Source organism: Pseudomonas marginalis (assembly GCF_001645105.1).
GTDB lineage: Bacteria > Pseudomonadota > Gammaproteobacteria > Pseudomonadales > Pseudomonadaceae > Aquipseudomonas > Aquipseudomonas petroselini.
This window is the reverse complement of the sequence record NZ_LKEG01000038.1, coordinates 58219-81754: the sequence shown is the minus strand read 5'-3', so window position 1 is coordinate 81754 and position 23536 is coordinate 58219. Positions and strand designations below refer to the sequence as shown.

At 60.0% G+C, this 23536-nt stretch carries 21 protein-coding genes and 1 pseudogene; 16 read left to right on the top strand and 6 right to left on the bottom strand.

What is annotated here, in order from left to right; translation table 11 throughout:
• Positions 1-402: an ACT domain-containing protein gene (locus AO064_RS13895; protein WP_064053710.1), complete on the bottom strand. Its 402-nt coding sequence runs from the start codon at positions 400-402 to the stop codon at positions 1-3.
• Positions 403-498: 96 nt separating this feature from the next.
• On the opposite strand from AO064_RS13895, the gene AO064_RS13890 reads away from it, so the two are divergent.
• The 10 genes from AO064_RS13890 to AO064_RS13845 all read left to right on the top strand — a co-directional run bounded on the left by AO064_RS13890 (position 499) and on the right by AO064_RS13845 (position 11601).
• Positions 499-1392 (top strand): LysR family transcriptional regulator ArgP, encoded by an 894-nt coding sequence (locus tag AO064_RS13890; protein ID WP_015885560.1) that lies wholly within the window; start codon positions 499-501, stop codon positions 1390-1392.
• 52 nt (positions 1393-1444) lie between these two features.
• Positions 1445-2443: an NAD-dependent epimerase/dehydratase family protein gene (locus AO064_RS13885; protein ID WP_015885559.1), complete on the top strand. Its 999-nt coding sequence runs from the start codon at positions 1445-1447 to the stop codon at positions 2441-2443.
• Between the two features lie 114 nt (positions 2444-2557).
• Positions 2558-3403: a hypothetical protein gene (locus AO064_RS13880; RefSeq protein WP_064053709.1), complete on the top strand. Its 846-nt coding sequence runs from the start codon at positions 2558-2560 to the stop codon at positions 3401-3403.
• Positions 3404-3518: 115 nt separating this feature from the next.
• Positions 3519-4778: a D-mannose isomerase gene (locus AO064_RS13875; RefSeq protein ID WP_064053708.1), complete on the top strand. Its 1260-nt coding sequence runs from the start codon at positions 3519-3521 to the stop codon at positions 4776-4778.
• 104 nt (positions 4779-4882) lie between these two features.
• On the top strand, positions 4883-6169 hold the full coding sequence (locus tag AO064_RS13870) for an ABC transporter substrate-binding protein (RefSeq protein WP_064053707.1): 1287 nt from the start codon (positions 4883-4885) through the stop codon (positions 6167-6169).
• Between the two features lie 142 nt (positions 6170-6311).
• Positions 6312-7220, top strand: a complete 909-nt coding sequence (locus tag AO064_RS13865) for a carbohydrate ABC transporter permease (RefSeq protein WP_003175732.1) — start codon at positions 6312-6314, stop codon at positions 7218-7220.
• Complete coding sequence (locus tag AO064_RS13860) at positions 7213-8058, top strand: carbohydrate ABC transporter permease (protein WP_015885553.1); 846 nt, start codon at positions 7213-7215, stop codon at positions 8056-8058. The genes AO064_RS13865 and AO064_RS13860 overlap by 8 nt, the downstream gene beginning before the upstream one ends.
• Before the next feature lie 2 nt (positions 8059-8060).
• The gene (locus tag AO064_RS13855) at positions 8061-9221 is read left to right on the top strand and encodes an ABC transporter ATP-binding protein (protein ID WP_015885552.1); all 1161 of its coding nucleotides are present in this window, start codon (positions 8061-8063) and stop codon (positions 9219-9221) included.
• 84 nt (positions 9222-9305) lie between these two features.
• Positions 9306-10652, top strand: a complete 1347-nt coding sequence (locus AO064_RS13850; RefSeq protein WP_064053706.1) for a carbohydrate porin — start codon at positions 9306-9308, stop codon at positions 10650-10652.
• 103 nt (positions 10653-10755) lie between these two features.
• Complete coding sequence (locus AO064_RS13845; protein WP_064053705.1) at positions 10756-11601, top strand: D-hexose-6-phosphate mutarotase; 846 nt, start codon at positions 10756-10758, stop codon at positions 11599-11601.
• Between the two features lie 121 nt (positions 11602-11722).
• On the opposite strand, the gene AO064_RS13840 is transcribed toward AO064_RS13845, so the two are convergent.
• On the bottom strand, positions 11723-12583 hold the full coding sequence (locus AO064_RS13840; protein WP_170039859.1) for a MurR/RpiR family transcriptional regulator: 861 nt from the start codon (positions 12581-12583) through the stop codon (positions 11723-11725).
• Positions 12584-12801: 218 nt separating this feature from the next.
• Between AO064_RS13840 and zwf the strand changes: the two genes are divergently transcribed.
• Genes zwf through AO064_RS13825 form a run of 3 tightly spaced genes read left to right on the top strand, consistent with a single transcriptional unit; the run spans position 12802 to position 15651 of the window.
• Entirely contained in the window at positions 12802-14268 is a 1467-nt protein-coding gene (gene zwf, locus AO064_RS13835) for a glucose-6-phosphate dehydrogenase (protein WP_064053704.1), read from the top strand.
• Entirely contained in the window at positions 14255-14968 is a 714-nt protein-coding gene (pgl, locus tag AO064_RS13830; protein ID WP_043205806.1) for a 6-phosphogluconolactonase, read from the top strand. Before zwf ends, pgl begins: the two co-directional genes overlap by 14 nt.
• A gap of 17 nt (positions 14969-14985) precedes the next feature.
• Positions 14986-15651, top strand: a complete 666-nt coding sequence (locus tag AO064_RS13825; RefSeq protein WP_026013852.1) for a bifunctional 4-hydroxy-2-oxoglutarate aldolase/2-dehydro-3-deoxy-phosphogluconate aldolase — start codon at positions 14986-14988, stop codon at positions 15649-15651.
• A gap of 116 nt (positions 15652-15767) precedes the next feature.
• Here the strand turns inward: AO064_RS13825 and AO064_RS13820 are convergent.
• Positions 15768-16951, bottom strand: a pseudogene (locus tag AO064_RS13820) (aminotransferase class V-fold PLP-dependent enzyme).
• Positions 16952-16960: 9 nt separating this feature from the next.
• Positions 16961-17197 carry a DUF3820 family protein gene (locus tag AO064_RS13815; protein ID WP_010208204.1) on the bottom strand — a complete coding sequence of 79 codons (237 nt, stop codon included), beginning with the start codon at positions 17195-17197 and terminating at the stop codon, positions 16961-16963.
• Positions 17198-17402: 205 nt separating this feature from the next.
• Here AO064_RS13815 and AO064_RS13810 point away from each other — a divergent pair, with 205 nt between their 5' ends.
• On the top strand, positions 17403-17870 hold the full coding sequence (locus AO064_RS13810) for a ferritin-like domain-containing protein (protein WP_015885545.1): 468 nt from the start codon (positions 17403-17405) through the stop codon (positions 17868-17870).
• Between the two features lie 134 nt (positions 17871-18004).
• Here AO064_RS13810 and AO064_RS13805 read toward each other — a convergent pair whose 3' ends face one another.
• Positions 18005-18475 (bottom strand): MaoC family dehydratase, encoded by a 471-nt coding sequence (locus AO064_RS13805; RefSeq protein WP_015885544.1) that lies wholly within the window; start codon positions 18473-18475, stop codon positions 18005-18007.
• A 57-nt stretch (positions 18476-18532) separates the two neighbouring features.
• Positions 18533-19477 carry an alpha/beta hydrolase gene (locus AO064_RS13800; protein ID WP_064053703.1) on the bottom strand — a complete coding sequence of 315 codons (945 nt, stop codon included), beginning with the start codon at positions 19475-19477 and terminating at the stop codon, positions 18533-18535.
• 244 nt (positions 19478-19721) lie between these two features.
• On the opposite strand from AO064_RS13800, the gene fadD2 reads away from it, so the two are divergent.
• Together fadD2 and fadD1 are read left to right on the top strand one after the other, a co-directional pair.
• Positions 19722-21410: a long-chain-fatty-acid--CoA ligase FadD2 gene (gene fadD2, locus AO064_RS13795; protein WP_046035477.1), complete on the top strand. Its 1689-nt coding sequence runs from the start codon at positions 19722-19724 to the stop codon at positions 21408-21410.
• A gap of 395 nt (positions 21411-21805) precedes the next feature.
• A complete protein-coding gene (gene fadD1 / locus AO064_RS13790; RefSeq protein ID WP_046035476.1) occupies positions 21806-23497 on the top strand; it encodes a long-chain-fatty-acid--CoA ligase FadD1 in 1692 nt (563 codons plus the stop codon).
• Positions 23498-23536: the final 39 nt, after the last annotated feature.

The window sequence follows — 23536 nt, the reverse complement described above, 5'->3', positions numbered from 1 at the left end:
TTACTCCGCGTCCGCTGCCAGTTGTTGCAACACCTGCAGGGCGCGCTGGGCATCGGCACGGCCAACGAACAGGTGATCGTGGTAATAGCCGGCAATCACGTTGCAACTGATGCCGGCGTTGCCCAGTGCACTGGCGACCGCGGCGGTCAGGCCCACGGCGTCCAGGGCCGAGTGCACATTCAAGGTGATCCACGCGGCGACATAATCAAACGCCAGCCCGGTCTGTTGCGCGTGCTGGCGTTCGAGGATCAGCGTCAGGCCTTCCTGCTCGCGGAAACTGCCGATCACCTCGCAACCGGCAGGAATCCGGTGATCGGGCAGGGTGCAGAACACATAGTCACCGTCGTTGAGATGGGGGCTCATGCTGCGCAGCAGGGTTGCCAGAGCGGTTTCGCCAGCCATGGGAGGTTCCTTATAGAGAGAAGCGATGCTGGCTATTCTCATGAGGCAGGCTGTATAAGAAAAACAAATATTGCTGATCGCTCATTAGAGAAACTGATGTTCGACTATAAATTGCTTTCCGCGCTGGCGGCGGTGGTAGAACAAGCGGGCTTCGAGCGTGCCGCTCAAGTCTTGGGCCTTTCGCAATCGGCGATCTCCCAGCGCATCAAGTTGCTGGAAGCGCGTATCGGCCAGCCGGTACTGGTGCGCGCCACGCCGCCGACGCCCACCGATATCGGCCGGCGTCTGCTCAACCACGTGCAACAGGTGCGCTTGCTGGAACGTGACCTGCAAAGCCAGGTGCCGGCGCTGGACGACGAAGGCATGCCCGAGCGCCTGCGCATCGCGTTGAACGCCGACAGCCTCGCCACCTGGTGGGCAGAGGCTGTCAGCGGTTTTTGCGCCGAGCAGCATCTGCTGCTGGACCTGGTCGTAGAGGACCAGACCGTGGGCCTCAAGCGCATGCGCGCCGGGGAGGTGGCGGCCTGTATCTGCGCCAGCGAGCGCCCAGTGGCGGGCGCGCGCAGCCTCTTGCTGGGTGCCATGCGCTATCGCGCGTTGGCCAGTCCGGCCTTTATTGCCCGGCACTTTGCGCACGGCGTGCGCGCGGACCAACTGGCGCGTACGCCGGCCTTGGTCTTCGGTCCGGATGATTTCCTGCAACACCGCTACTTGGCATCCCTCGGCGTGGACGGCGGTTTCGAGCACCATTTATGCCCATCCTCCGAAGGTTTTATCCGCCTGACGGAAGCGGGGCTGGGCTGGGGGCTAGTGCCGGAATTGCAGGTACGTGACCAACTGGAAAAGGGCCTATTGGTCGAGTTATTACCAGATAAGCCCATCGATGTGCCGTTGTACTGGCATCATTGGCGCAGTGGCGGGCAACTGCTGGGCTTGTTGACCGACCACCTGGCCCAGGCGTGTGGCCAATGGTTGGTGCCGTTGGAGTGATGGCGCGCGTCAAGGCAACAGCGATGAAAAATGAAAGAGCACGGGGTAATACATGAAGATTCTGGTCACCGGCGCAAGCGGCTTCATTGGCGGGCGCTTTGCGCGTTTCGCTTTGGAGCAGGGCCTGGACGTTCGGGTCAACGGGCGACGCGCCGAAGGTGTGGAGCACCTGGTCAGGCGCGGCGCCGAGTTTATCCAGGGTGATTTGAATGACGCCGCGCTGGTGCGTGACCTGTGCCGCGATGTCGAAGCCGTGGTGCATTGCGCGGGCGCCGTCGGGCTGTGGGGGCGTTACCAGGACTTCCACCAAGGCAATGTGCTCGTTACCGAGAACGTCGTCGAAGCCTGCCTCAAGCAGCGCGTCGGTCGGTTGGTCCACCTGTCGTCACCGTCGATCTACTTTGATGGCCGCGATCATCTGGGCGTGACCGAAGAACAAGTTCCCAAGCGTTTCAAGCACCCCTATGCCGCCACCAAGTACCTGGCCGAGCAGAAGGTGTTCGGCGCCCAGGAGTTCGGCCTCGAGGTACTGGCCTTGCGCCCGCGCTTCGTGACGGGCGCGGGTGACATGAGTATCTTCCCGCGCTTGCTGAAAATGCAGCGCAAGAACCGCCTGGCGATCGTCGGCGACGGGCTGAACAAGGTCGACTTCACCAGCGTGCACAACCTCAACGAGGCGCTGCTCAGCAGCCTGCTTGCCCCCGGCTCGGCACTCGGCAAGGCCTACAACATCAGCAACGGTGCGCCAGTGCCGGTGTGGGATGTGGTGAACTATGTGATGCGCCAGATGGAAATGCCGCAGGTAACGCGGTATCGGTCCTACGGCCTGTCCTACAGCGTGGCGGCACTTAACGAAGCGTTCTGCGCGATGTGGCCGGGGCGGCCGGAGCCCGCGTTGTCTCGCCTGGGCATGCAAGTCATGAACAAAGATTTCACCCTCGACATCAGCCGTGCCAGGCATTATCTGGACTATGAGCCCAAGGTCAGCCTGTGGACCGCCCTCGACGAGTTCTGCAGTTGGTGGAAAGCCCAGGCGCCGGGGATCCAGTAAGCACACAACAGGCAACACTTCGGGAACCGATTTCGGCGTTCCGGGTCGATCAGTGCGCCGGGATCACGGTTTATACTCCCGTCGCTCGCCATTTCACCGATTCAGGGTTGATTCATGCGCAACGATGCTAAAGACGACTTCGACAACGTTCCCAGCCTGCGGGCCGATGTCGGGGATGATGATGATTTCGAGCCTTCTCCCGCCACCTCGGTGCGGTCACGCACCACCAAGGTGGTCAAGGTCAAGAACGCCAGCACCGGCCCATTGTGGGCCTTGATCGGCGCGTTGCTGATCGCCTTTGCGGGCCTGGCCTGGTGGAGCTTCCAGCAGATCTCCTTGATGGGCCAGCAGTTGGTTGCCACCCAGGAAAGCTTTGCGCGCATCAGCGAAGAAGCGGCGGGGCGCCTGCAGGATATTTCCGGCAAGGTGGTGGCCAGTGAAGCCAGCGTCAACAATGGCAGCGAGGCGCTGAAACTGCAGATCAAGCAACTTGAAAGCCAGTTGCTGGAGCAGGGTAAACAGCAAGTCGGCGTGGCCGGCCAGGCGACCGAGTTGGATAAGCGCCTGGCGCAAATGACGGCCAGCACCACTGAGCTGTCCAACGCCAACAGCAAGCTGCAAGGCCAGGTCCAGGCCCTGACCGACGCTGTGGCAACGCTCAAGGCGGCGCAAGGTGATGCGAGCAAGCGCGATAGCGAAATCAAGGAGCTTTCCGCTGACGTGGCGGCCTTGAAGAAACAGGGCAACCCCAGTGCGGCCATCGCGCGAATCGAGCAGGATCTGGTAGTGCTCAAAAGCGCGCAGGATAACCAGTCGGTCAACAGCGATGCGCCCACCAATAAAGAGTTTGATGTGTTCCGCATCCAGACCACGCGCAATATCACCACGTTGCAAAGCCAAGTGCAGACCCTCAACCAGCAACTCAACGCGCCGGCGAAGATCACGCCCCTCGGTCAATAAGGGTGTAATGGCAAATGTCACCACTCGGTGACATTTCCCTTCCCCTTCGTTACTTGCCCCCACCGTGCCCTTGTTTAGACTCCGTTCATCCCACAAAAAATAATAAGGGCCACCCATGACCACGCAACCACTGCCTGCCAGCAGTTGGCTGAACGCGCCTGCTCATCACGCCTGGCTCGCCGCCGAAGGCCAGCGTCTGCTGGCATTTGCCAAGGCTTCTCGACTGCCCGACGGCTTCGGCAACCTGAACGATAAAGGCCAATTGCCGGCCGATGCTCACGCCGAAACCATGAACACCGCCCGCATGACCCACAGCTTCGCCATGGCCCACGCCATGGGGTTGCCCGGTTATGCCGAGCTGGTTGAACACGGGGTTGCCTGCCTCAACGGCCCATTACGCGATGCTGAGCATGGCGGCTGGTTCGCCGCGCCCCACGCCCTCGATGGCAACCGTGGCAAGGCCGCTTACCTGCACGCCTTTGTCGCCCTGGCCGCCAGCTCTGCGGTTGTGGCCGGCGCTCCCGGCGCGCGCACCCTGCTGAACGACGCCATCCATATCATCGACCAGTTTTTCTGGAGCGAGGAGGAGGGCGTGATGCTCGAGTCGTTTGCCCAGGACTGGAGCGGCGTCGAGGCCTACCGCGGCGCCAACAGCAACATGCACGCCACCGAGGCCTTCCTCGCCCTCGCCGATGTGACCGGCGATACGCGCTGGCTGGACCGCGCGCTGCGGATCGTCGAGCGTGTGATCCACACCCACGCCGCCGGTAACCAGTTCATGGTGATCGAGCATTTCGACATTTATTGGCAACCTTTGCTCGGCTATAACGAAGACAACCCCGCCGATGGCTTTCGTCCCTATGGCATTACCCCCGGCCACGGCTTCGAGTGGGCACGGCTGGTGCTGCACCTGGAGGCGGCACGCCTGCAAGCCGGGCTCGTCACACCAGAATGGTTGGTGACTGACGCCAAGGGCTTGTTCGCCAGTGCCTGTGAATACGCCTGGGCAGTGGATGGCGCCCCCGGCATCGTCTACACGCTGGACTGGAACCATCGTCCAGTGGTGCGCGAACGCCTGCACTGGACCCATGCCGAAGCCAGCGCCGCTGCCCAGGCGTTGCTCAAGCGCACGGGCGAGTTGCATTACGAAACCTGGTACCGGCGTTTCTGGGAGTTTTGCGAGGCCCACTTTATCGACCGTCTCCACGGCAGTTGGCACCACGAACTCAGCCCGCACAACCAACCCAGCAGCAACATCTGGGGCGGCAAGCCAGACCTGTACCATGCTTGGCAAGCGGTCGTGCTGCCTGCACTGCCCTTGGCACCGAGTATGGCCAGTGCCATCGGGGCTGGGCTTTATGTCACCACTTGGTGACATTTGTACATCCCTTTGTTACCTGCGCCTCAAAAATCCATGTTTAAACTCCGTGCAGCGCAAGCTTAAGACTTGCATGCATAACAACAAGAAAAGGTACTCAGATGAACGCGATTAATCGCCTCGCCGTCGCTATTTCCATTGCCTCGTTGTTTCCCCTCAGTGCATTTGCCGCCGACTCGAAAGGGACGGTTGAAGTTGTGCATTGGTGGACCTCGGGTGGTGAGAAGGCGGCTGTAGATGTCCTGAAGGCCCAAGTTGAGAAAGACGGCTTCACCTGGAAAGACGGTGCCGTCGCAGGTGGCGGTGGCGCCACGGCCATGACCGTGCTGAAAAGCCGCGCGGTCGCCGGCAACCCGCCAGGCGTTGCCCAGATCAAAGGCCCCGACATCCAGGAATGGGCCTCCACTGGCCTGCTCGACACCGACGTGCTCAAAGACGTCGCCAAAGAAGAAAAGTGGGACTCCCTGCTCGACAAGAAAGTCTCTGATACCGTGAAGTACGACGGTGACTACGTCGCCGTACCGGTCAACATCCACCGCGTGAACTGGCTGTGGATCAACCCGGAAGTCTTCAAGAAAGCCGGTATCACCAAGAACCCGACCACCCTTGAAGAATTCTACGCCGCGGGCGACAAGCTGAAGAAAGCCGGCTTCATCGCGCTTGCCCACGGTGGCCAGCCGTGGCAGGACAGCACGGTGTTCGAAGCCGTCGTCCTGTCGGTGATGGGCGCAGATGGCTACAAAAAAGCCCTGGTCGACCTGGATAACGGCGCGCTGACCGGTCCGGAAATGGTCAAGGCCCTGACTGAGCTGAAAAAAGTCGCGACCTACATGGACGTCGACGGCAAAGGCCAGGACTGGAACCTCGAAGCGGGCAAGGTTATCAACGGCAAGGCCGGCATGCAGATCATGGGTGACTGGGCCAAGTCCGAATGGACGGCCGCCAAGAAAGTCGCCGGCAAAGACTACGAGTGCGTAGCCTTCCCAGGCACCGACAAAGCCTTCACCTACAACATCGACTCCCTGGCGGTGTTCAAGCAGAAAGACAAAGGCACGGCTGCGGGTCAGCAAGACATTGCCAAGGTCGTGCTGGGTGAAAACTTCCAGAAAGTCTTCAGCATCAACAAAGGCTCGATCCCGGTTCGTACCGACATGCTCAATGAAATGGACAAGCTCGGCTTCGACTCCTGCGCCCAGACCGCCGCCAAGGACTTCCTGACGGACGCCAAGACCGGCGGCCTGCAGCCAAGCATGGCGCACAACATGGCCACCACCCTGGCTGTGCAAGGTGCGTTCTTTGATGTCGTGACCAACTACATCAACGACCCGAAAGCCGACCCGGCCGACACCGCCAAGAAACTCGGCGCTGCGATCAAGTCTGCCAAGTAACACCTTTTGTAGGAGTCGGGTTGCTGTGGCGAGGGAGCTTGCTCCCGCTGGGGTGCGAAGCACCCCCAAAGGCGGAGCGCCTTCGCCACAACACACTGGCTCCGACAGGCTGTAGTCCTTTTTCCCTGTACTGGATTTTCCCATGAGTTCTGTTGCTGTGTTCAGCAAAGCCTCGCCGTTCGATGCACTGCAGCGCTGGCTACCCAAACTGGTGCTGGCGCCCAGCATGTTCATCGTGTTGGTGGGCTTTTACGGCTACATCCTGTGGACGTTTGTACTGTCGTTCACCACATCGACGTTCCTGCCGAGTTACAAATGGGCAGGGCTTGCACAGTACGAGCGCTTGTTCGACAACGATCGCTGGTGGGTCGCGAGCAAGAACCTGGCCTTGTTCGGCGGGATGTTTATCGGCATCACCTTGGTCATCGGCGTGACACTGGCGATCTTCCTCGACCAGAAAATCCGTCGTGAAGGCTTTATCCGCACCATTTACCTGTACCCGATGGCGCTCTCGATGATCGTCACCGGTACCGCCTGGAAATGGCTGCTCAACCCGGGCATGGGCCTGGACAAACTCCTGCGTGACTGGGGCTGGGAAGGCTTCCGTCTCGACTGGCTGATCGACCCGGACCGCGTGGTCTACTGCCTGGTGATCGCCGCTGTCTGGCAAGCCTCGGGCTTCATCATGGCGATGTTCCTCGCCGGCCTGCGTGGCGTTGATCAATCGATCATCCGTGCCGCACAGATCGACGGTGCGAGCCTGCCGCGCATCTACTGGAGCGTGGTGCTGCCAAGCCTGCGTCCGGTGTTCTTCAGTGCAGTGATGATCCTGGCGCACATTGCGATCAAGAGCTTCGACCTGGTGGCGGCGATGACGGCCGGCGGCCCGGGCTACTCGTCCGACCTGCCAGCGATGTTCATGTACTCGTTTACCTTCAGCCGTGGCCAGATGGGCATGGGCTCGGCCAGTGCAATCCTGATGCTCGGTGCGATCCTCGCGATCATCGTGCCTTACCTCTATTCCGAGCTGAGGACCAAACGTAATGACTAGTCTCGCCTCCAAACCTGCCATCAGCCTGAGTCGCATCGCGATCTACGCGGTGCTGATCCTCGCCGTGCTGCTGTACCTAGTGCCGCTGGTGGTGATGCTGCTGACCAGCTTCAAGACCCCGGAAGACATCAGCACCGGCAACCTGCTGAGCTGGCCGACCGTGGTCTCCGGTATCGGCTGGGTCAAGGCCTGGGCCACCGTGGATGGCTACTTCTGGAACTCGATCAAGATCACCGTTCCCGCTGTGCTGATCTCCACCGCCATCGGTGCGTTGAACGGTTATGTGCTGTCGTTCTGGCGCTTCCGTGGCTCGCAGCTGTTCTTCGGTTTGCTGCTGTTCGGCTGCTTCCTGCCGTTCCAGACCGTACTGCTGCCGGCGTCGTTCACCCTCGGCAAGATGGGCCTGGCCAGCACCACCACCGGCCTGGTGTTTGTGCACGTGGTCTATGGGCTGGCGTTCACCACGCTGTTCTTCCGTAACTACTACGTGAGCATTCCGGATGCGCTGATCAAGGCGGCACGCCTGGACGGCGCCGGTTTCTTCACCATCTTCCGTCAGATCATTCTGCCGATGTCCACCCCGATCATCATGGTCTGCCTGATCTGGCAGTTCACCCAAATCTGGAACGACTTCCTGTTCGGTGTGGTGTTCTCCAGCGGCGACTCCCAGCCCATCACGGTGGCGCTGAACAACCTGGTCAACACCAGCACCGGGGCCAAGGAATATAACGTGGATATGGCGGCGGCGATGATCGCCGGGCTGCCGACCCTGCTGGTCTATGTGATCGCAGGCAAGTATTTCGTGCGCGGCCTCACGGCCGGCGCGGTCAAGGGGTAATCATGGCTACGCTTGAACTTCGCAATGTAAACAAGACCTATGGCGCCGGCCTGCCCGACACCTTGAAGAACATCGAACTGTCGATCAAGGAAGGCGAGTTCCTGATCCTGGTCGGCCCTTCGGGGTGCGGTAAATCCACGCTGATGAACTGCATCGCCGGCCTGGAAACCATCACCGGCGGCGCGATCATGATCGGCGACCAGGACGTGAGCGGCATGAGCCCCAAGGACCGTGACATCGCCATGGTGTTCCAGTCCTACGCGCTGTACCCGACCATGAGCGTGCGCCAGAACATCGAGTTCGGCCTCAAGATCCGCAAGATGGCCCAGGCGGACATCGACGCCGAAGTGGCGCGCGTGGCCAAGCTGCTGCAGATCGAACACCTGCTCAACCGCAAGCCGGGTCAACTGTCCGGTGGCCAGCAACAGCGTGTGGCCATGGGACGTGCCCTGGCGCGCCGGCCGAAGATCTACCTGTTCGACGAGCCGCTGTCCAACCTCGACGCCAAGCTGCGCGTCGAGATGCGCACCGAAATGAAACTGATGCACCAGCGCCTCAAGACCACCACGGTCTACGTGACCCACGATCAGATCGAAGCGATGACCCTGGGCGACAAAGTGGCGGTGATGAAGGACGGCATCATCCAACAATTCGGCACGCCGAAAGAAATTTACAACGACCCGGCCAACCTGTTTGTGGCAAGCTTTATCGGTTCACCACCAATGAACTTCGTTCCTATGCGCCTAAAACGCAAGGAAGGTCGTTTGGTCGCGCTGCTCGACAGCGGCCAGGCCCGTTGCGAATTGCCGTTAGGCATGAACGACGCAGGCCTGGAGGACCGTGATGTGATTCTGGGCCTGCGCCCGGAGCAGATCGTGTTGGCGGCGGGTGAGGGCAACGGTTCGTCGAGCATTCGCGCTGAAGTCCAGGTCACCGAACCGACCGGTCCGGACACCCTGGTGTTCGTGCAGCTCAATGACACCAAGGTCTGCTGCCGTTTGGCGCCGGATGTGGCGCCCCAGGTCGGCGAGACCCTGACCCTGCAATTTGATCCGGCCAAGGTATTGCTGTTCGACGCCAACACTGGCGAACGCCTAGGCACTGCTTCTTCATTGCCCGCACAGGGGCATGCCGACAACGTGGCCCAATTCAAAGGCCGCTGAAGCAGCTAAGTTGTTGTTTTAAATAAAAAAGTAACCCGCGTTAGATAAAAACAGTTTAATAACAATAAAGACGAGGATGTAGGGATGAAAAAGCAACACAACAACACTCGGCTGATCTGCCAAATGTCAGCTGCAGCAGCCCTGGTTTTGTCCGCCAATGCGATGGCGGCCGATGCATTCAGTGCCGACTCCAAGTGGATGACCGGCGATTGGGGTGGTGAGCGTACCAAGCTGATCGAGCAAGGTATCGACATCAAGGCTGACTACGTAGGGGAAATGGGCGCCAACCTGCGCGGCGGCTACAACGACGACAGGACCGGCCGTTACTCTGACCAGTTCGGTCTGGGCGTAGCACTGGACCTGCAAAAGCTGTGGGGCTGGGATAACACCCAGGCCAAGATCCAGTTTACCAACCGTAATGGCCAGAACATCTCCAACGACCGCATTGGCGACCCGCGTGCCGGCACGCTGAGTTCGTCCATGGAAGTCTACGGCCGTGGCCACATGGTGCGTCTGACCCAGTTCTGGATCCAGCACCAGATGTTCGACAACAAGTTGGACGTGAAACTCGGTTACTTCGGTGAAGGCGAAGACTTCAACACCTTCCCATGCGACTTCCAGAACCTGTCGTTCTGCGGCTCGCAGGTCGGTAACTATGTGAACACCTGGTACAACTGGCCCGTCAGCCAGGCCGCGATCCGCGTGAAATACAACATCACGCCTGAGCTGTATGCGCAAATCGGTGCGTACAACCAGAACCCATCGCAACTCGAGCACGGCAATGGCTTCAAGCTCAGCGGCAGCGGCACCAAAGGTACCGTGATTCCGGTGGAATTGGTCTGGTCGCCGAAGGTTAATAACCTGCCGGGCGAATACCGTGTGGGTTACTACAAAAGTGCCGCCGATGCCTCTGACGTACGTGAAGACGTGAACGGCAACGATGCCGCTACCACGGGTGCTGCATACCGTACCCACAGCAGCAAGAAAGGCTACTGGTTCGTTGCCCAGCAACAACTCACCACGCACAACGGCGACGCTTCGCGTGGCCTGAACATCGCGGCCAACGCGACCTTCCACGACAAGGAAACCAACCTGGTCGACAACTACCAGTCGTTGATGCTGGTGTACAAAGGCCCATTCGATGCGCGTCCAAAAGACGACGTGGGTATTGGTGCCGCGCGTCTGCACGTCAACGACGACGTGAAGAAAAACGCCGAACTGCTCAACGTCGCCAATGGCGTGAACGACTACGACAACGCGCTGTTCTCGCCGATCCGCGAAACCGAGTACAACTTCGAAATCAACTACGGCTTCCACGTCACCAACTGGCTGACCGTGCGTCCCAACCTGCAATACGTCGTCCAGCCGGGCGGTGTGGATAAAGTCGACAACGCGCTGGTGGCGGGCCTGAAAATTCAGTCTACGTTCTAACGCTGTTGCGATAAGCTCCTTCTCTCTGTGCGCATTTTGCGGGTAGCCATGGCTATCCGCTTTTTTTTGGGTTGCATTGTGAAGATATTCAGGACCGTGGCACATGCATGAGCAACCGCTGCAACGCTTTTTCAAATCCCTGCGCGAGCGTCCGGTGTTCGCCTGGGAGCGCTTCCAGATGCGCGATGTGCTGGTGATCGACCACCCGCTGTGCCAGGCGGTGTTCAGTCGCCAGGGCGCGCAACTGTTGCATTTCCAGCCCCGTGGCCAAAAACCCTGGCTGTGGTGTGCAGCCAAGTGGCCGCAAGTCGGCGCCATCCGTGGTGGCGTACCGGTGTGCTGGCCGTGGTATGGCCGCCATCCGAGTGAGAATGCCTGGCCGTCCCATGGCTGGGCGCGCTTGATCGACTGGAAACTGCTCGACAGCAGCACCGACGATGACGGCGTGCGCCTGCACTGGCAATTGCAGCTGTGCGACTGGCAGGTCGACCTCCACGCGCACTTGGGCGACACCCTGGAATTGCGCCTGAGTACCGAGCATCAGGACGAGCTGCCGTGCCAATTGAGCCATGCGTTGCACGCTTACTGGCGTATTGGTCACGTTGACGAGATAGCGCTGTCTGGGCTCGACGGTGCGCAGGGTTACGACCAGCTCAATCGCCAGGTTTGCCAGCAGGAAGGCGAGCTGCGGGTGGAGGGCGGGTGCCAGCGGGTGTTCCATCACGAAGGCGAATTGCAGCTCAAGGACCACGCCTGGCAGCGTGAACTGTGCATTGATACGGGTGACAGCGCCGACACGGTGGTGTGGCACCCAGGCAGTCGGCCGTTGTTAGGCGTGAGCTTCAACGAGGCGTCGGGGTTTGTGTGCGTGGAGTCGGCGATGGCGGGGGCCAGTTTGGCGCCGGGGGAGCGGGCGCATCTGAGTTTGCAGGCGCGGGCTGGGGTTTAGCGGTGTGGTTGATGGCCTCATCGGGGGCAAGCCCCCTCCCACATTTGAAGGTATTCACAAATTAAACTGTGGGAGGGGGCTTGCCCCCTATGAGGCCAGTGAAACCAACACACAGGCTGGCTCAGTTGAACTCGTCGCCCACCGGGTACCGGCTGTCATTCAAACTCTCTTTGATCTTGCGCAAATGCGGCTGGAAATCCACGCCACGGCGCAAGGTCATGCCGGTTGCCAGCACATCCAGCACCGTCAATTGGATGATCCGCGAGGTCATCGGCATATAGATGTCGGTGTCTTCCGGCAGCGGAATGTTCAGGCTCACGGTACTGGCCTTGGCCAGCGGTGAGTTCTCAGCCGTCACGCCCAGCACTGACGCGCCGTTTTCCCGCGCGATACGCGCCACTTCCACCAGCTCACGGGTACGCCCGGTGTAGGAAATGATCACGAACAACTCGCCCGTGTGTGCCACCGACGCGATCATGCGCTGCATCAGCACGTCCGCGTGCGCGGTCACGGCCAGGTTGAAGCGGAAAAACTTGTGCAGCGCATCCATGGCCACCGGGGCCGAAGCGCCCAGGCCGAAGAAGTGGATTTGCCGTGCCTGGATCAACAGGTCCACGGCCTTGCTGATCAGCGCGGGGTCCAGGGCCTGGCAGGCGCTGTCCAGGGACGCAATGGCGCTGCCAAAGATCTTCTGGGTGTAGGCCTCAGGGTTATCATCGGCCTCCACTGCACGGCTGACATACGCGGCGCCACTGGCCAGGCTTTGCGCCAGTTGCAATTTAAGTTCAGGGTAACCGCTGACGCCGAACGAACGGCAGAAACGGTTGACCGTCGGTTCACTGACCGAGGCCGCCTGGGCGAGGGCGGCGATAGAGAAGCGGGTCGCCTGCTGCGGGTTGAGCAGGATGACCTCGGCGACTTTTTTCTCGGCCTTGTTCAATTCTTCGAGGCGGTTCCGGATCTGTTCCAGAAGATTTCGCACGCGGTCCATTCAGTCTTTCCTTCGGGCGACGATGCAAATTAGGGTGGTAACCAATCGATAAGTGGTCTTTTGCGGTGGCCTATCCTACTGAGGGTAGCTGAACACCACCACTCGGAATGCGTATTTCGGGAAAATGTTGTGGTTATTACTACATTTTTCCTTGAGTGATGCCTTGAAAAAAGGTATTTGTAGCTTAACTTGATAAAAGAACAAACATCATGCCTTCGATAACCGTAGAACCCTGCACCTTTGCCCTGTTTGGCGCCTTGGGTGATCTGGCGCTGCGCAAGTTATTTCCTGCCCTCTACCAACTTGATGGCGCGGGGCTCCTGCACGACGACACGCGCATCCTGGCCCTGGCCCGTGAAGCCGGTTCCGAGCAGCAGCACCTGGCGCACATCGAACAAGCACTGCGCACATACGTTGGCAAGGAACTGGACGAAACCATCGCCCAGCGTTTCCTGGCGCGCCTGACCTATGTTCACGTCGACTTCATGAAAGCCGATGACTACGTGGCCCTGGCGGAAATCGCCGGCACTGCGCAACGCCTGATCGCCTACTTCGCCACCCCGGCGGCGGTGTACGGCGCGATCTGCGAGAACCTGTCCAAGGTCGGCCTGGCGGAAAACACCCGCGTGGTGCTGGAAAAGCCCATCGGTTCGGACCTGGAGTCCTCGCGCAAGGTCAACGATGCCGTGGCGCAGTTTTTCCCGGAGAACCGCACCTACCGCATCGACCACTACTTGGGCAAAGAGACCGTCCAGAACTTGATCGCACTGCGTTTCGCCAACAGCCTGTTCGAAACCCAGTGGAACCAAAACTACATCTCCCACGTGGAAATCACCGTGGCCGAGCAGGTCGGTATCGAAGGCCGTTGGGGCTATTTCGACAAGGCCGGCCAACTGCGTGACATGATCCAGAACCACCTGCTGCAACTGCTTTGCCTGATCGCCATGGACCCGCCGGCCGACCTGTCCGCCGACAGCATCCGCGACGAGAAGGTCAAGGTGCTCAAGGCCCTGGCCCCGATCAGCCCGGATGGCCTGACCACCCAAGTGGTACGCGGCCAGTACATCGCCGGCTACAGCGCCGGCAAGCCGGTGCCGGGTTACCTGGAAGAAGAGAACTCCAACACCCAGAGCGACACCGAGACCTTCGTCGCCCTGCGTGCCGATATCCGCAACTGGCGATGGGCCGGGGTGCCGTTCTACCTGCGCACCGGCAAGCGTATGCCGCAAAAGCTGTCGCAGATTGTCATCCACTTCAAAGAACCGTCCCACTACATCTTCGCCCCCGAGCAGCGCCTGCAGATCAGCAACAAACTGATCATCCGCCTGCAGCCGGACGAAGGTATTTCCTTGCGCGTGATGACCAAGGAGCAGGGCCTGGACAAGGGCATGCAACTGCGCAGCGGCCCGCTGCAACTGAATTTTTCCGACACCTACCGCAGCGCCCGTATCCCGGATGCCTACGAGCGGTTGTTGCTGGAAGTGATGCGCGGCAATCAGAACCTGTTTGTTCGCAAAGATGAAATCGAAGCCGCGTGGAAGTGGTGTGACCAGTTGATTGCCGGGTGGAAAAAGTCCGGTGATGCGCCCAAGCCGTACGCGGCGGGTTCCTGGGGGCCGATGAGCTCGATTGCACTGATCACGCGGGATGGGAGGTCGTGGTATGGCGATATCTGAATTGAAACTGCCTCAGGGTGTGACGGCCCATGAGTACCGTACGCCTGCCTTGTTGGCGGACGGCCTGGCCAATGACGTGGCCGAACAACTGCGTGAGGCCATCAGTGCGCGTGGCGAAGCGACGCTGGTCGTCTCCGGCGGCCGCAGCCCCGTCGCTTTTTTCCAGAACCTGGCCAAGCAAGGCCTGGACTGGTCCAAGGTCACCGTTACCCTGGCCGATGAGCGCTGGGTACCGGTGGAGCACGCGGACAGCAACGCCGGTTTGCTCAAAGCAAACCTGTTGCAAGGCCCGGCGGCCAAGGCCAAGTTCCTCAGCCTCTACAGCGCTGCGGCCAACCTTGAAGAGGCCGCCGAACAGGCCGATCGCCTGCTGGCCGAGCTGCCCGCCATTGATGTGCTGGTATTGGGCATGGGCGATGACGGCCACACCGCATCGCTGTTTCCCAACAGTCCGAACCTCGCTGAAGCACTGCAGGCCGACGGTACCCGCCGTTGCTGGCCGATGCTGGCGCCGACCGTGCCGCACCAGCGCCTGACCATGAGTCGCGCGTTGCTGGCCACGGCGAACTACACCGTGCTGTCGATTTCCGGCAGTTCGAAGTTGACCACCTTGAGCGCCGCGCTGGCCAGCAACGACGTTGCTGCCATGCCGATTCGCGCGTTTTTGCAACCCACATTAGAGATTTACTGGTGCCCATGAGCCAAGGATCAGCCGCTATGAAAAGCCCTCAACCGACCGTGTCCATGGCGGATAAAGTTGCCCTGATCGACAGCCTCTGCGCCAAGGCGCGGATCCTGCCCGTGATCACCATCGCCCGCGAACAGGACATCCTGCCGCTGGCCGATGCCCTGGCAGCCGGTGGTTTGACCGCATTGGAAGTGACCCTGCGCTCCGAGTTCGGCCTCAAGGCCATTCAGGTGCTGCGTGAGCAACGTCCTGAACTGTGCACCGGTGCCGGCACCGTACTCGACCGTCACATGCTAGAAGCGGCCGAAGTGGCCGGTTCGCAATTCATCGTCACCCCTGGCATTACCCGCGACTTGCTGGAAGCCTCGGTGCACAGCCCGATCCCGCTGCTGCCGGGCATCAGCAATGCCTCGGGCATCATGGAAGGCTATGGCCTTGGCTACCGCCGCTTCAAGCTGTTCCCGGCCGAAGTCAGCGGCGGCGTCGCGGCCATCAAGGCCCTGGGCGGCCCGTTCGGCGAAGTGAAGTTCTGCCCGACCGGCGGCGTGGGCCCGGCCAACATCAAAAACTACATGGCGTTGAAAAACGTGATGTGCGTGGGCGGTAGCTGGATGCTGGACCCGGAATGGGTCAAGAACGGCGACTGGGCCCGCATCCAGGAAGTCACCGCGCAGGCGCTGGCGCTGCTGGATTGAGCTGATTTACCGAATCGTTGTTGCTGTGCTTAACGGCATTTTTGCGGCGCACTTGGTCGGTGTGCCGCTTTTTTTTTGCCTGCAGAAAACTTGAATTCAACGCCGCTCCCACATTTTTAGTCTGCGTTCAGTTGGGTAATCGCGTTCACCAACACGCCGATGTCCGCAGCTGAAGTCACTAGCCCCGGCGTTACCCGGATACACGTGCCAAATGCTGCACCGACACGCGTGGTAGTAAACAAGTCAAAGTCCCTGAGCAACCGATCCACCATCACCTGCTGGTCCCTTCCGACAAACTTGAACGCCGTAATCCCGCAATACAACCTGGGATCATCCGGCGTCAGCACTTCAATCCCCGGCAAAGCCCGCACTTGGTTCACCCACAAATCCCGCAGGTAATTAACCCGCGCACCCTTGGCCGCCGAGCCACCCAACTTCCGGTGCTCTTCAAACACCAATGGCAGTGTCATCAGCGCCGGAAAGTTCGGCGTGCTGTAGGACGTGCGTGCGCGTACGTCGGTAGCCGGGTAGTGAAACTCGCCCATGTCCGGGTCGATATCGGCCAGGCGCTCCGGGGCGATGTACAGAAAGCCCAGGGTCAGCGGCGCGCCGATCCATTTGTGCAGGTTGAAACCGGCAAACTGAATGCCTAACTCGGCGAGGTTGAACTCGATTTGGCCCAGGGCATGGGCGCCATCGAGGATCACGTCGATATCATGCTCGCGCGCCGCCTGGGCAATCGCGGCAACGGGCATGACCAGCCCGGTGCGGTGGGTAACGTGGGTCAGCGCCATCAACTTGAGGCGCGGGTACTGAGTGAACGCGTCACGATAGGTTTGCACGAGGCTGTCGAAACTGGCCGGGTGAGTGTGGGACAGTTCGATCACCTCTACGTCACGGTAACCCGCCAACCAGCGCATGGCCCCCTTGACCGTGTCGTACTCCAGGTCGCTGATCAGCACCTGGTCACCTGGTCACCCGGTTGCAGGCAGTTGTAGTTGCGGATCAGTGATTGCAAGGCTTCGGTGGCGTTACGGGTAAACGCCAGCGATTCGGGATCAGCCTCCATCAGCTCGCCGAGTTGTCGACGAATCTCCACATTCTCACCCTGCTCGAACGTCTGACGCACATACAGCGAGTTACTGCGGTTGATAAACGCAACCTGCTCCAGATAGTGCGTTTGCACCGCGTGGCTCATGCGGCCGAAATAGCCGTTTTCCAGATTGATCGGGCCGGGCTCCAGCGCATAGCGCTGCGCGACGGCCTGCCAGTGACGTTCGTTGTCTGCATTCCGTGGCATAGGTGGCTCTTAATGACGAGGGGCGGGCTTGCCGTGTTTGGCGCGCAGGGGTTCAAGCAGTTCAGACAAGCCGTTGCTGTCGATTTCCTGCATCAACGCCAGCAAACCGCCGAGTTCACCGTGGGGGAAACCCTCGCGGGCGAACCAGTTCAGGTAAGGGCCGGGCAGGTCGGCGATGATCCGTCCCTTGTATTTGCCGAAGGGCATTTCGCGGGTGATCAGCAGTTCGAGTTTTTCCGGGTTCATGAGCTTCAGGCGGTAGAGGCGAGGTCTTCGAAAATACAGGCATTCTGCATGAAGGCCAAATGACAGATCATGCAAATAACGTACATACAGATGGTTCAATAATTCGTAAGCTATTGATAATTAATAGAAAAATTGTTTATCAAAACCTGGCACGGGCGCTGCAATTACTAAGACACGTTTCTAAACCCGCACAAGGAATTGAAAAATGACTGACATCAATAAAGAATCGATCTCCGTACTCAACGACCTGATCGAGACCAGCAAAGACGGCCAGAAAGGCTTCGCGACTTGTGCTGAAGACATCAAGCATCCAGAGCTCAAAGCCCTGTTTGTGAAACGTTCTGCTGACTGTGCTACTGCGGCTGCCGAGCTGCAGACCGCTGTTCGTGCTCTGGGTGGCGATCCGGAAGAGTCCGGCAGCGTTGCCGGCGCCCTGCACCGTGGCTGGGTCGACGTGAAGTCGATGGTCACCGGTAAAGATGAAGAGGCCGTGCTGAACGAAGCCGAGCGCGGTGAAGACCACGCCCTGAAGGCTTACAAGGAAGCGATCGAGAAGATCAACAAGCACAACCTGCTGGGCATTCGTGACCTGGTTGAGCGTCAGTTCCACGGCGCACAACGCAATCACGACCAAGTGAAAGCCCTGCGTAACCAGGCTCGCGCCCAGTCGTAAGCCCTGTGCTGTAAATGCTGTAAGAAATGTGGGAGGGGGCTTACCCCCGATTGCGGAGTGTCAATCACTGCATCTTGTGACTGATCTACCGCTATCGGGGGCAAGCCCCCTCCCACATTCGTATTGCATAAGTTTTAGCCAATGCTGATCGGCGGCAACTCGGTCAGGGTCACGACTTGCTGCTTACGCGGCGCCAGAATTTCCGCCTCGCCGTCCACCACCAACTCATCGCGCTGGTTGAATACACGGGTGGCAATGCGCACGCGGAACTTTGGCAGTTTTTCGAGGATTTCCAGGCGCACCGTCAGCGTGTCGCCGATCTTCACCGGCTTCTGGAAGGTCATCTGCTGGCCGATATAGATCGTGCCCGGCCCAGGCAACTCACAGGCCACCGCCGCACTGATCAGGGCGCCGCTGAACATGCCGTGGGCGATACGCTCCTTGAACATGGTCGCCTTGGCGTATTCGGCATCCAAATGCACCGGGTTGTGGTCACCGGACATCGCGGCGAACAGCTGGATATCGCGCTCTTCCACCAATTTGCTGTAGCTGGCGGTCTGGCCGACTTCGAGGGCTTCGTACGGGGTGTTGGTTACCTGGGTCATCTAAAGGTGCATCCTGTGGCTAATCGGTAATTTAACTGTTTGATTTTAAATGAGAATTCATTCGCAGTGGGCGGGCCTGTGCAAGGTCAGGGCCTGGTCGAGCCACGTCAGCACATCCGCGGTGACGTCATCGCGGTTGGTCTCATTGAACACTTCGTGACGCGCCTGCGGGTAAATAGTCAATTGCAGGTGCTGGCAGCCGGCTTCACGCAGGGCGTGGGCCAGGTGTTTGAGACGCTTGCCCTCACTCACCGGATCACATTCGCCGCCCATCACCAGGATCGGCAGGCCGGGATCGATCTGCGCGAGATTGGACGCTTTGCTGATTTGCTGCAAGCCGCCGAGCAGGTCGATCCACAGCTGGTTGGTGCAGCGGAACCCACACAGCGGGTCGTTGATGTACCTGTCGACTTCCGCCGGGTCGCGGCTGAGCCAGTCGAAAGCAGTGCGATTGGGTTTGAACGCCTTGTTGAACGATCCAAACGATAGGAACTCGATCAGCGCACTGCGCCCACGCAAGCCCTGGCGCAGGCGCTCGGCCCGTGCGATCACCCGCGCGGCGCGGTACAGCGCCACCGGCTGGAAATTCGAACCGCTGAGGATCGCCCCGTTCAGGCTGGCGCTGTGGTGCACCAAGTAGGCCTGGGCGATGTAACTGCCCATGCTGTGGCCGAGCAGAATGATCGGTAACCCCGGCTGCTGCTGGCCGATATGCTGGTTGAGGCTGGCCAGGTCACCCACCACCTTGTTCCAGCCGTCCTTCTCTGCGTACAGACCCAACGTGCCTTCATCGGCGGTACGGCCGTGGCCACGCTGGTCCAGCGCGTAAAGGCCGTAGCCGGCACCGCACAAGGCTTCGGCCAGGCGTGCGTAGCGCCCGCTGTGCTCGGCCATCCCATGGGAGAGCATCACCAGGGCCTTGGGCGGACCGTCGGGCATCCATTGATTGACGTACAGGCGGCAGCGGTCATTCGCGGTCAGCCAGAAGGTGCTGTGGTTCATGGCGGTTCCTTTTCTCAAGGTCTGCTCAAGGTCTGGTCAGATTCGTTCCAGTGTATAGCTCATCCCAAGGGAAGCGTCTGATCAGTGCAGGGCCTTGTAGGAAGATTCACGCAGTTAATGACGCTCTTTCCTGTATTTGCCTGTTTGGCCATAGCTGCTAACGTCCCCTGAGCTCCGCTTTTTATAGATGTAGAGGTTCTACACCAGCAGCGGCCGGACACACTCAGGTAAGAGGACAAGAATAATGCAACCTGATTTCTGGAATGACAAACGCGCGGCGGGCGTACCCAATGACATCGACCTCGCGGCCTACAAGTCGGTGATCGAAGTCTTCGAGCGCTCCTGCAAGGCCTTTGCCGACCGTCCGGCATTCAGCAACATGGGCATCACCCTGACCTACGCCGAGCTTGAACGCCAGAGCGCGGCGTTCGCCGGCTACCTGCAGCAGCACACCGACCTCAAGCCGGGCGAGCGCATCGCGGTGCAGATGCCCAACGTGCTGCATTACCCGGTTGCCGTGTTCGGTGCCTTGCGCGCCGGGCTGATCGTGGTCAACACCAATCCGCTGTACACCCCGCGCGAGATGCGTCACCAGTTTAAGGATGCCGGTGTGCGTGCGTTGGTCTACCTCAACCTCTTCGGTTCGCGGGTGCAAGAGGTGTGCAGCGACACCGAGATCGACTACCTGATCGAAGCCAAGATGGGCGACTTCATGCCCGCCGCCAAGGGTTGGCTGGTGAACACCCTGGTCGACAAGGTCAAGAAGATGGTCCCGGCCTACAGCCTGCCGCGCGCGGTGTCGTTCAAGCGCGCCCTGCGCATGGGCGCGGGCCTGGGCGTGACCCGCCACCCGGTGACCCTGGATGACATCGCCGTGCTGCAATACACCGGCGGCACCACTGGCCTGGCCAAGGGCGCAATGCTCACCCACGGCAACCTGGTGGCAAACATGCAACAGGTGCGCGCCTGCATGTCCCAGACCGGCGAGGACGGCCATCCACTGATCAAGGAAGGGCAGGAGGTGATGATCGCGCCGCTGCCGCTGTACCACATCTATGCTTTCACCGCGAATTGCATGTGCATGATGGTGTCCGGCAATCACAACGTGCTGATCACCAACCCGCGCGACATCGGCGGCTTTATCAAGGAGCTTAAAAAGTGGCGCTTTACCGGGCTGCTGGGGCTCAACACGTTGTTTGTGGCCTTGATGGACCACCCGGATTTCAAAAGCCTGGATTTTTCCCACCTCAAGCTCACCAACTCCGGCGGCACCGCGCTGATCAAGGCCACGGCCGAGCGCTGGGAGCAGATCACCGGCTGTGCGATAGGCGAGGGCTACGGCCTCACCGAAACGTCCCCTGTGGCCAGCACCAACCCCTACGGCAACAAATCACGCCTGGGCACCGTGGGCATTCCCGTGCCCGCCACGGCAATGAAGGTGATTGATGACCAGGGCCTCGAACTGCCGTTGGGTGAACGCGGCGAGCTGTGCATCAAGGGCCCGCAGGTGATGAAGGGCTACTGGCAGCAACCGGCTGCCACCGCCGAAGCGCTGGACGCCGAAGGTTGGCTGAAGACCGGCGACATTGCAGTGATCGATGACGATGGCTTTGTGCGCATTGTCGACCGCAAGAAGGACCTGATCATCGTCTCGGGCTTCAACGTGTACCCCAACGAGATCGAGGACGTGGTGATGGCCCACCCGGCGGTGGCCAACTGTGCGGTGATCGGCGTACCGGATGATCGCACCGGCGAGGCGGTGAAGCTGTTTGTGGTGGCGCGTGCGCAAGGGGTGAGCCTTGAGGAATTGAAGGCGTACTGCAAGACCAACTTCACGGGGTACAAGGTGCCCAAGCATATTGTGTTGCGTGAGTCGTTGCCGATGACGCCGGTTGGCAAGATTTTGCGGCGTGAGTTGCGCGATATTGCCTGATCTGAAATGCGCTGAAAAAAAGTGGGAGGGGGCTTGCCCCCGATGGCGGTGGGGCAGTCACCAGATGTGTAGACTGAACCACTACCATCGGGGGCAAGCCCCCTCCCACATTTGTACTGTGTTGTTCTGAAAGCCCCGTTCCAGAGCCATTTATGCCGCTATTTTGGCTTGGTTTAAAGTGTGACCAAATATTGTAGGACAGTCGTGTTTATGACCGTGGTCCCCTCTTTTGGCTCTAGGCGGCCCTTGGCAAAGCTGCTACTCTCGGCGCGCTTTGTGACGTCTCGGCCTGCTTGAAAGCGCCAGATTCACCTAAAAAAAACATACACCAATAATAATCGCATCAAATGCGATGATGAATTCGCGTCGCTGACGTCGCTGAGGAGTGGGCTTCCATGAACGAAGACTTTTGGAAGGATAAGTACCCCGCCGGGATTGCTGCACAAATCAATCCAGACGAGTATCCGAATATTCAGGCGGTACTGAAGCAGTCCTGCCAGCGCTTCGCCAACAAACCGGCTTTCAGCAACCTGGGCAAGACAATCACCTACGGTGAATTGTATGAATTGTCCGGCGCCTTCGCCGCGTACCTGCAGCAACATACCGACTTGAAGCCCGGCGACCGCATCGCCGTGCAGTTGCCCAACGTCCTCCAGTACCCGGTTGCCGTATTCGGTGCCATCCGCGCCGGCCTGATCGTGGTCAACACCAACCCGCTGTACACCGCGCGGGAAATGGAACACCAATTCAACGACTCCGGGGCCAAGGCCTTGGTCTGCTTGGCCAACATGGCTCACCTGGCGGAAAAGGTCGTGCCCAAGACCGCCATCAAGCACGTGATCGTCACTGAAGTCGCTGACCTGTTGCCGCCGCTCAAGCGCCTGCTGATCAACAGCGTCATCAAGTACGTGAAGAAAATGGTCCCGGCGTTTCACTTGCCCAAGGCGATCAAGTTCAACGACGTGTTGGCCAAGGGGCACGGCCAGCCGGTCAGCGACGCCAACCCGGCCAGCGGCGATGTAGCCGTGCTGCAATACACCGGCGGCACCACCGGCGTGGCGAAGGGCGCGATGCTCACTCACCGCAACCTGGTCGCGAACATGCTGCAATGCAAGGCGCTGATGGGTTCCAACCTCAACGAAGGTTGCGAGATCCTGATCACGCCGCTGCCGCTGTACCACATCTATGCGTTCACCTTTCATTGCATGGCGATGATGCTGATCGGCAACCACAACATCCTGATCAGCAACCCGCGCGACCTGCCGGCGATGGTCAAGGAGCTGTCGAAGTGGAAGTTCAGCGGCTTTGTCGGCTTGAACACCCTTTTCGTCGCGCTGTGCAACAACGAAGCCTTCCGCAAGCTGGACTTCTCCGCGCTGAAAGTCACCCTGTCGGGCGGCATGGCGTTGCAACTGGCAGCCGCTGAACGCTGGAAGGCCGTGACCGGCTGTGGCATCTGCGAAGGCTACGGCATGACCGAAACCAGCCCAGTGGCTACCGTGAACCCGATCCAGCACATCCAGATCGGCACCATCGGCATTCCCGTGCCGTCCACCGTGTGTAAAGTCATCGCCGACGACGGCACCGAACTCGCACTGGGTGAAACCGGCGAGCTCTGCGTCAAGGGGCCGCAAGTGATGAAGGGCTACTGGCAGCGCCAGGAAGCCACCGACGAGATGCTCGACAGCGAAGGCTGGCTGAAGACCGGTGACATCGCGATCATCCAGCCCGACGGCTATATGCGCATTGTCGACCGCAAGAAAGACATGATCCTGGTCTCGGGCTTCAACGTGTACCCCAACGAGCTGGAAGACGTGCTGGCGGGCTTGCCGGGCGTGCTGCAGTGCGCGGCCATCGGCGTGCCGGACGAGAAGTCCGGGGAGCACATCAAGCTGTTTATCGTGGTCAAGCCAGGCGCAACCCTGACCAAGGAGCAGGTGATGGAGCACATGCGCGCCAACGTCACCGCCTACAAAGTGCCCAGGGCCGTGGAGTTCCGCGATGCGTTGCCGACCACCAACGTGGGCAAGATCCTGCGGCGTGAGTTGCGCGATGAAGAGTTGAAGAAGCTCGGTCTGAAAAAGTAACGCTATACCCATGTGGGAGGGGGCTTGCCCCCGATAGCG

Bases quoted from the DNA above. Each gene is read 5' to 3' on its own strand.
- fadD2 (WP_046035477.1), top strand. From the start codon at position 19,722: ATGCAACCTGATTTCTGGAATGACAAACGCGCGGCGGGCGTACCCAAT.
- AO064_RS13865 (WP_003175732.1), top strand. From the start codon at position 6,312: ATGAGTTCTGTTGCTGTGTTCAGCAAAGCCTCGCCGTTCGATGCACTG.
- AO064_RS13845 (WP_064053705.1), top strand. From the start codon at position 10,756: ATGCATGAGCAACCGCTGCAACGCTTTTTCAAATCCCTGCGCGAGCGT.
- AO064_RS13815 (WP_010208204.1), bottom strand. From the start codon at position 17,197: ATGAACCCGGAAAAACTCGAACTGCTGATCACCCGCGAAATGCCCTTC.
- AO064_RS13860 (WP_015885553.1), top strand. From the start codon at position 7,213: ATGACTAGTCTCGCCTCCAAACCTGCCATCAGCCTGAGTCGCATCGCG.
- AO064_RS13855 (WP_015885552.1), top strand. From the start codon at position 8,061: ATGGCTACGCTTGAACTTCGCAATGTAAACAAGACCTATGGCGCCGGC.
- AO064_RS13875 (WP_064053708.1), top strand. From the start codon at position 3,519: ATGACCACGCAACCACTGCCTGCCAGCAGTTGGCTGAACGCGCCTGCT.
- AO064_RS13850 (WP_064053706.1), top strand. From the start codon at position 9,306: ATGAAAAAGCAACACAACAACACTCGGCTGATCTGCCAAATGTCAGCT.
- AO064_RS13810 (WP_015885545.1), top strand. From the start codon at position 17,403: ATGACTGACATCAATAAAGAATCGATCTCCGTACTCAACGACCTGATC.
- AO064_RS13870 (WP_064053707.1), top strand. From the start codon at position 4,883: ATGAACGCGATTAATCGCCTCGCCGTCGCTATTTCCATTGCCTCGTTG.
- pgl (WP_043205806.1), top strand. From the start codon at position 14,255: ATGGCGATATCTGAATTGAAACTGCCTCAGGGTGTGACGGCCCATGAG.
- AO064_RS13825 (WP_026013852.1), top strand. From the start codon at position 14,986: ATGAAAAGCCCTCAACCGACCGTGTCCATGGCGGATAAAGTTGCCCTG.
- AO064_RS13880 (WP_064053709.1), top strand. From the start codon at position 2,558: ATGCGCAACGATGCTAAAGACGACTTCGACAACGTTCCCAGCCTGCGG.
- AO064_RS13885 (WP_015885559.1), top strand. From the start codon at position 1,445: ATGAAGATTCTGGTCACCGGCGCAAGCGGCTTCATTGGCGGGCGCTTT.
- AO064_RS13890 (WP_015885560.1), top strand. From the start codon at position 499: ATGTTCGACTATAAATTGCTTTCCGCGCTGGCGGCGGTGGTAGAACAA.
- AO064_RS13895 (WP_064053710.1), bottom strand. From the start codon at position 402: ATGGCTGGCGAAACCGCTCTGGCAACCCTGCTGCGCAGCATGAGCCCC.
- fadD1 (WP_046035476.1), top strand. From the start codon at position 21,806: ATGAACGAAGACTTTTGGAAGGATAAGTACCCCGCCGGGATTGCTGCA.
- AO064_RS13805 (WP_015885544.1), bottom strand. From the start codon at position 18,475: ATGACCCAGGTAACCAACACCCCGTACGAAGCCCTCGAAGTCGGCCAG.
- AO064_RS13800 (WP_064053703.1), bottom strand. From the start codon at position 19,477: ATGAACCACAGCACCTTCTGGCTGACCGCGAATGACCGCTGCCGCCTG.
- zwf (WP_064053704.1), top strand. From the start codon at position 12,802: ATGCCTTCGATAACCGTAGAACCCTGCACCTTTGCCCTGTTTGGCGCC.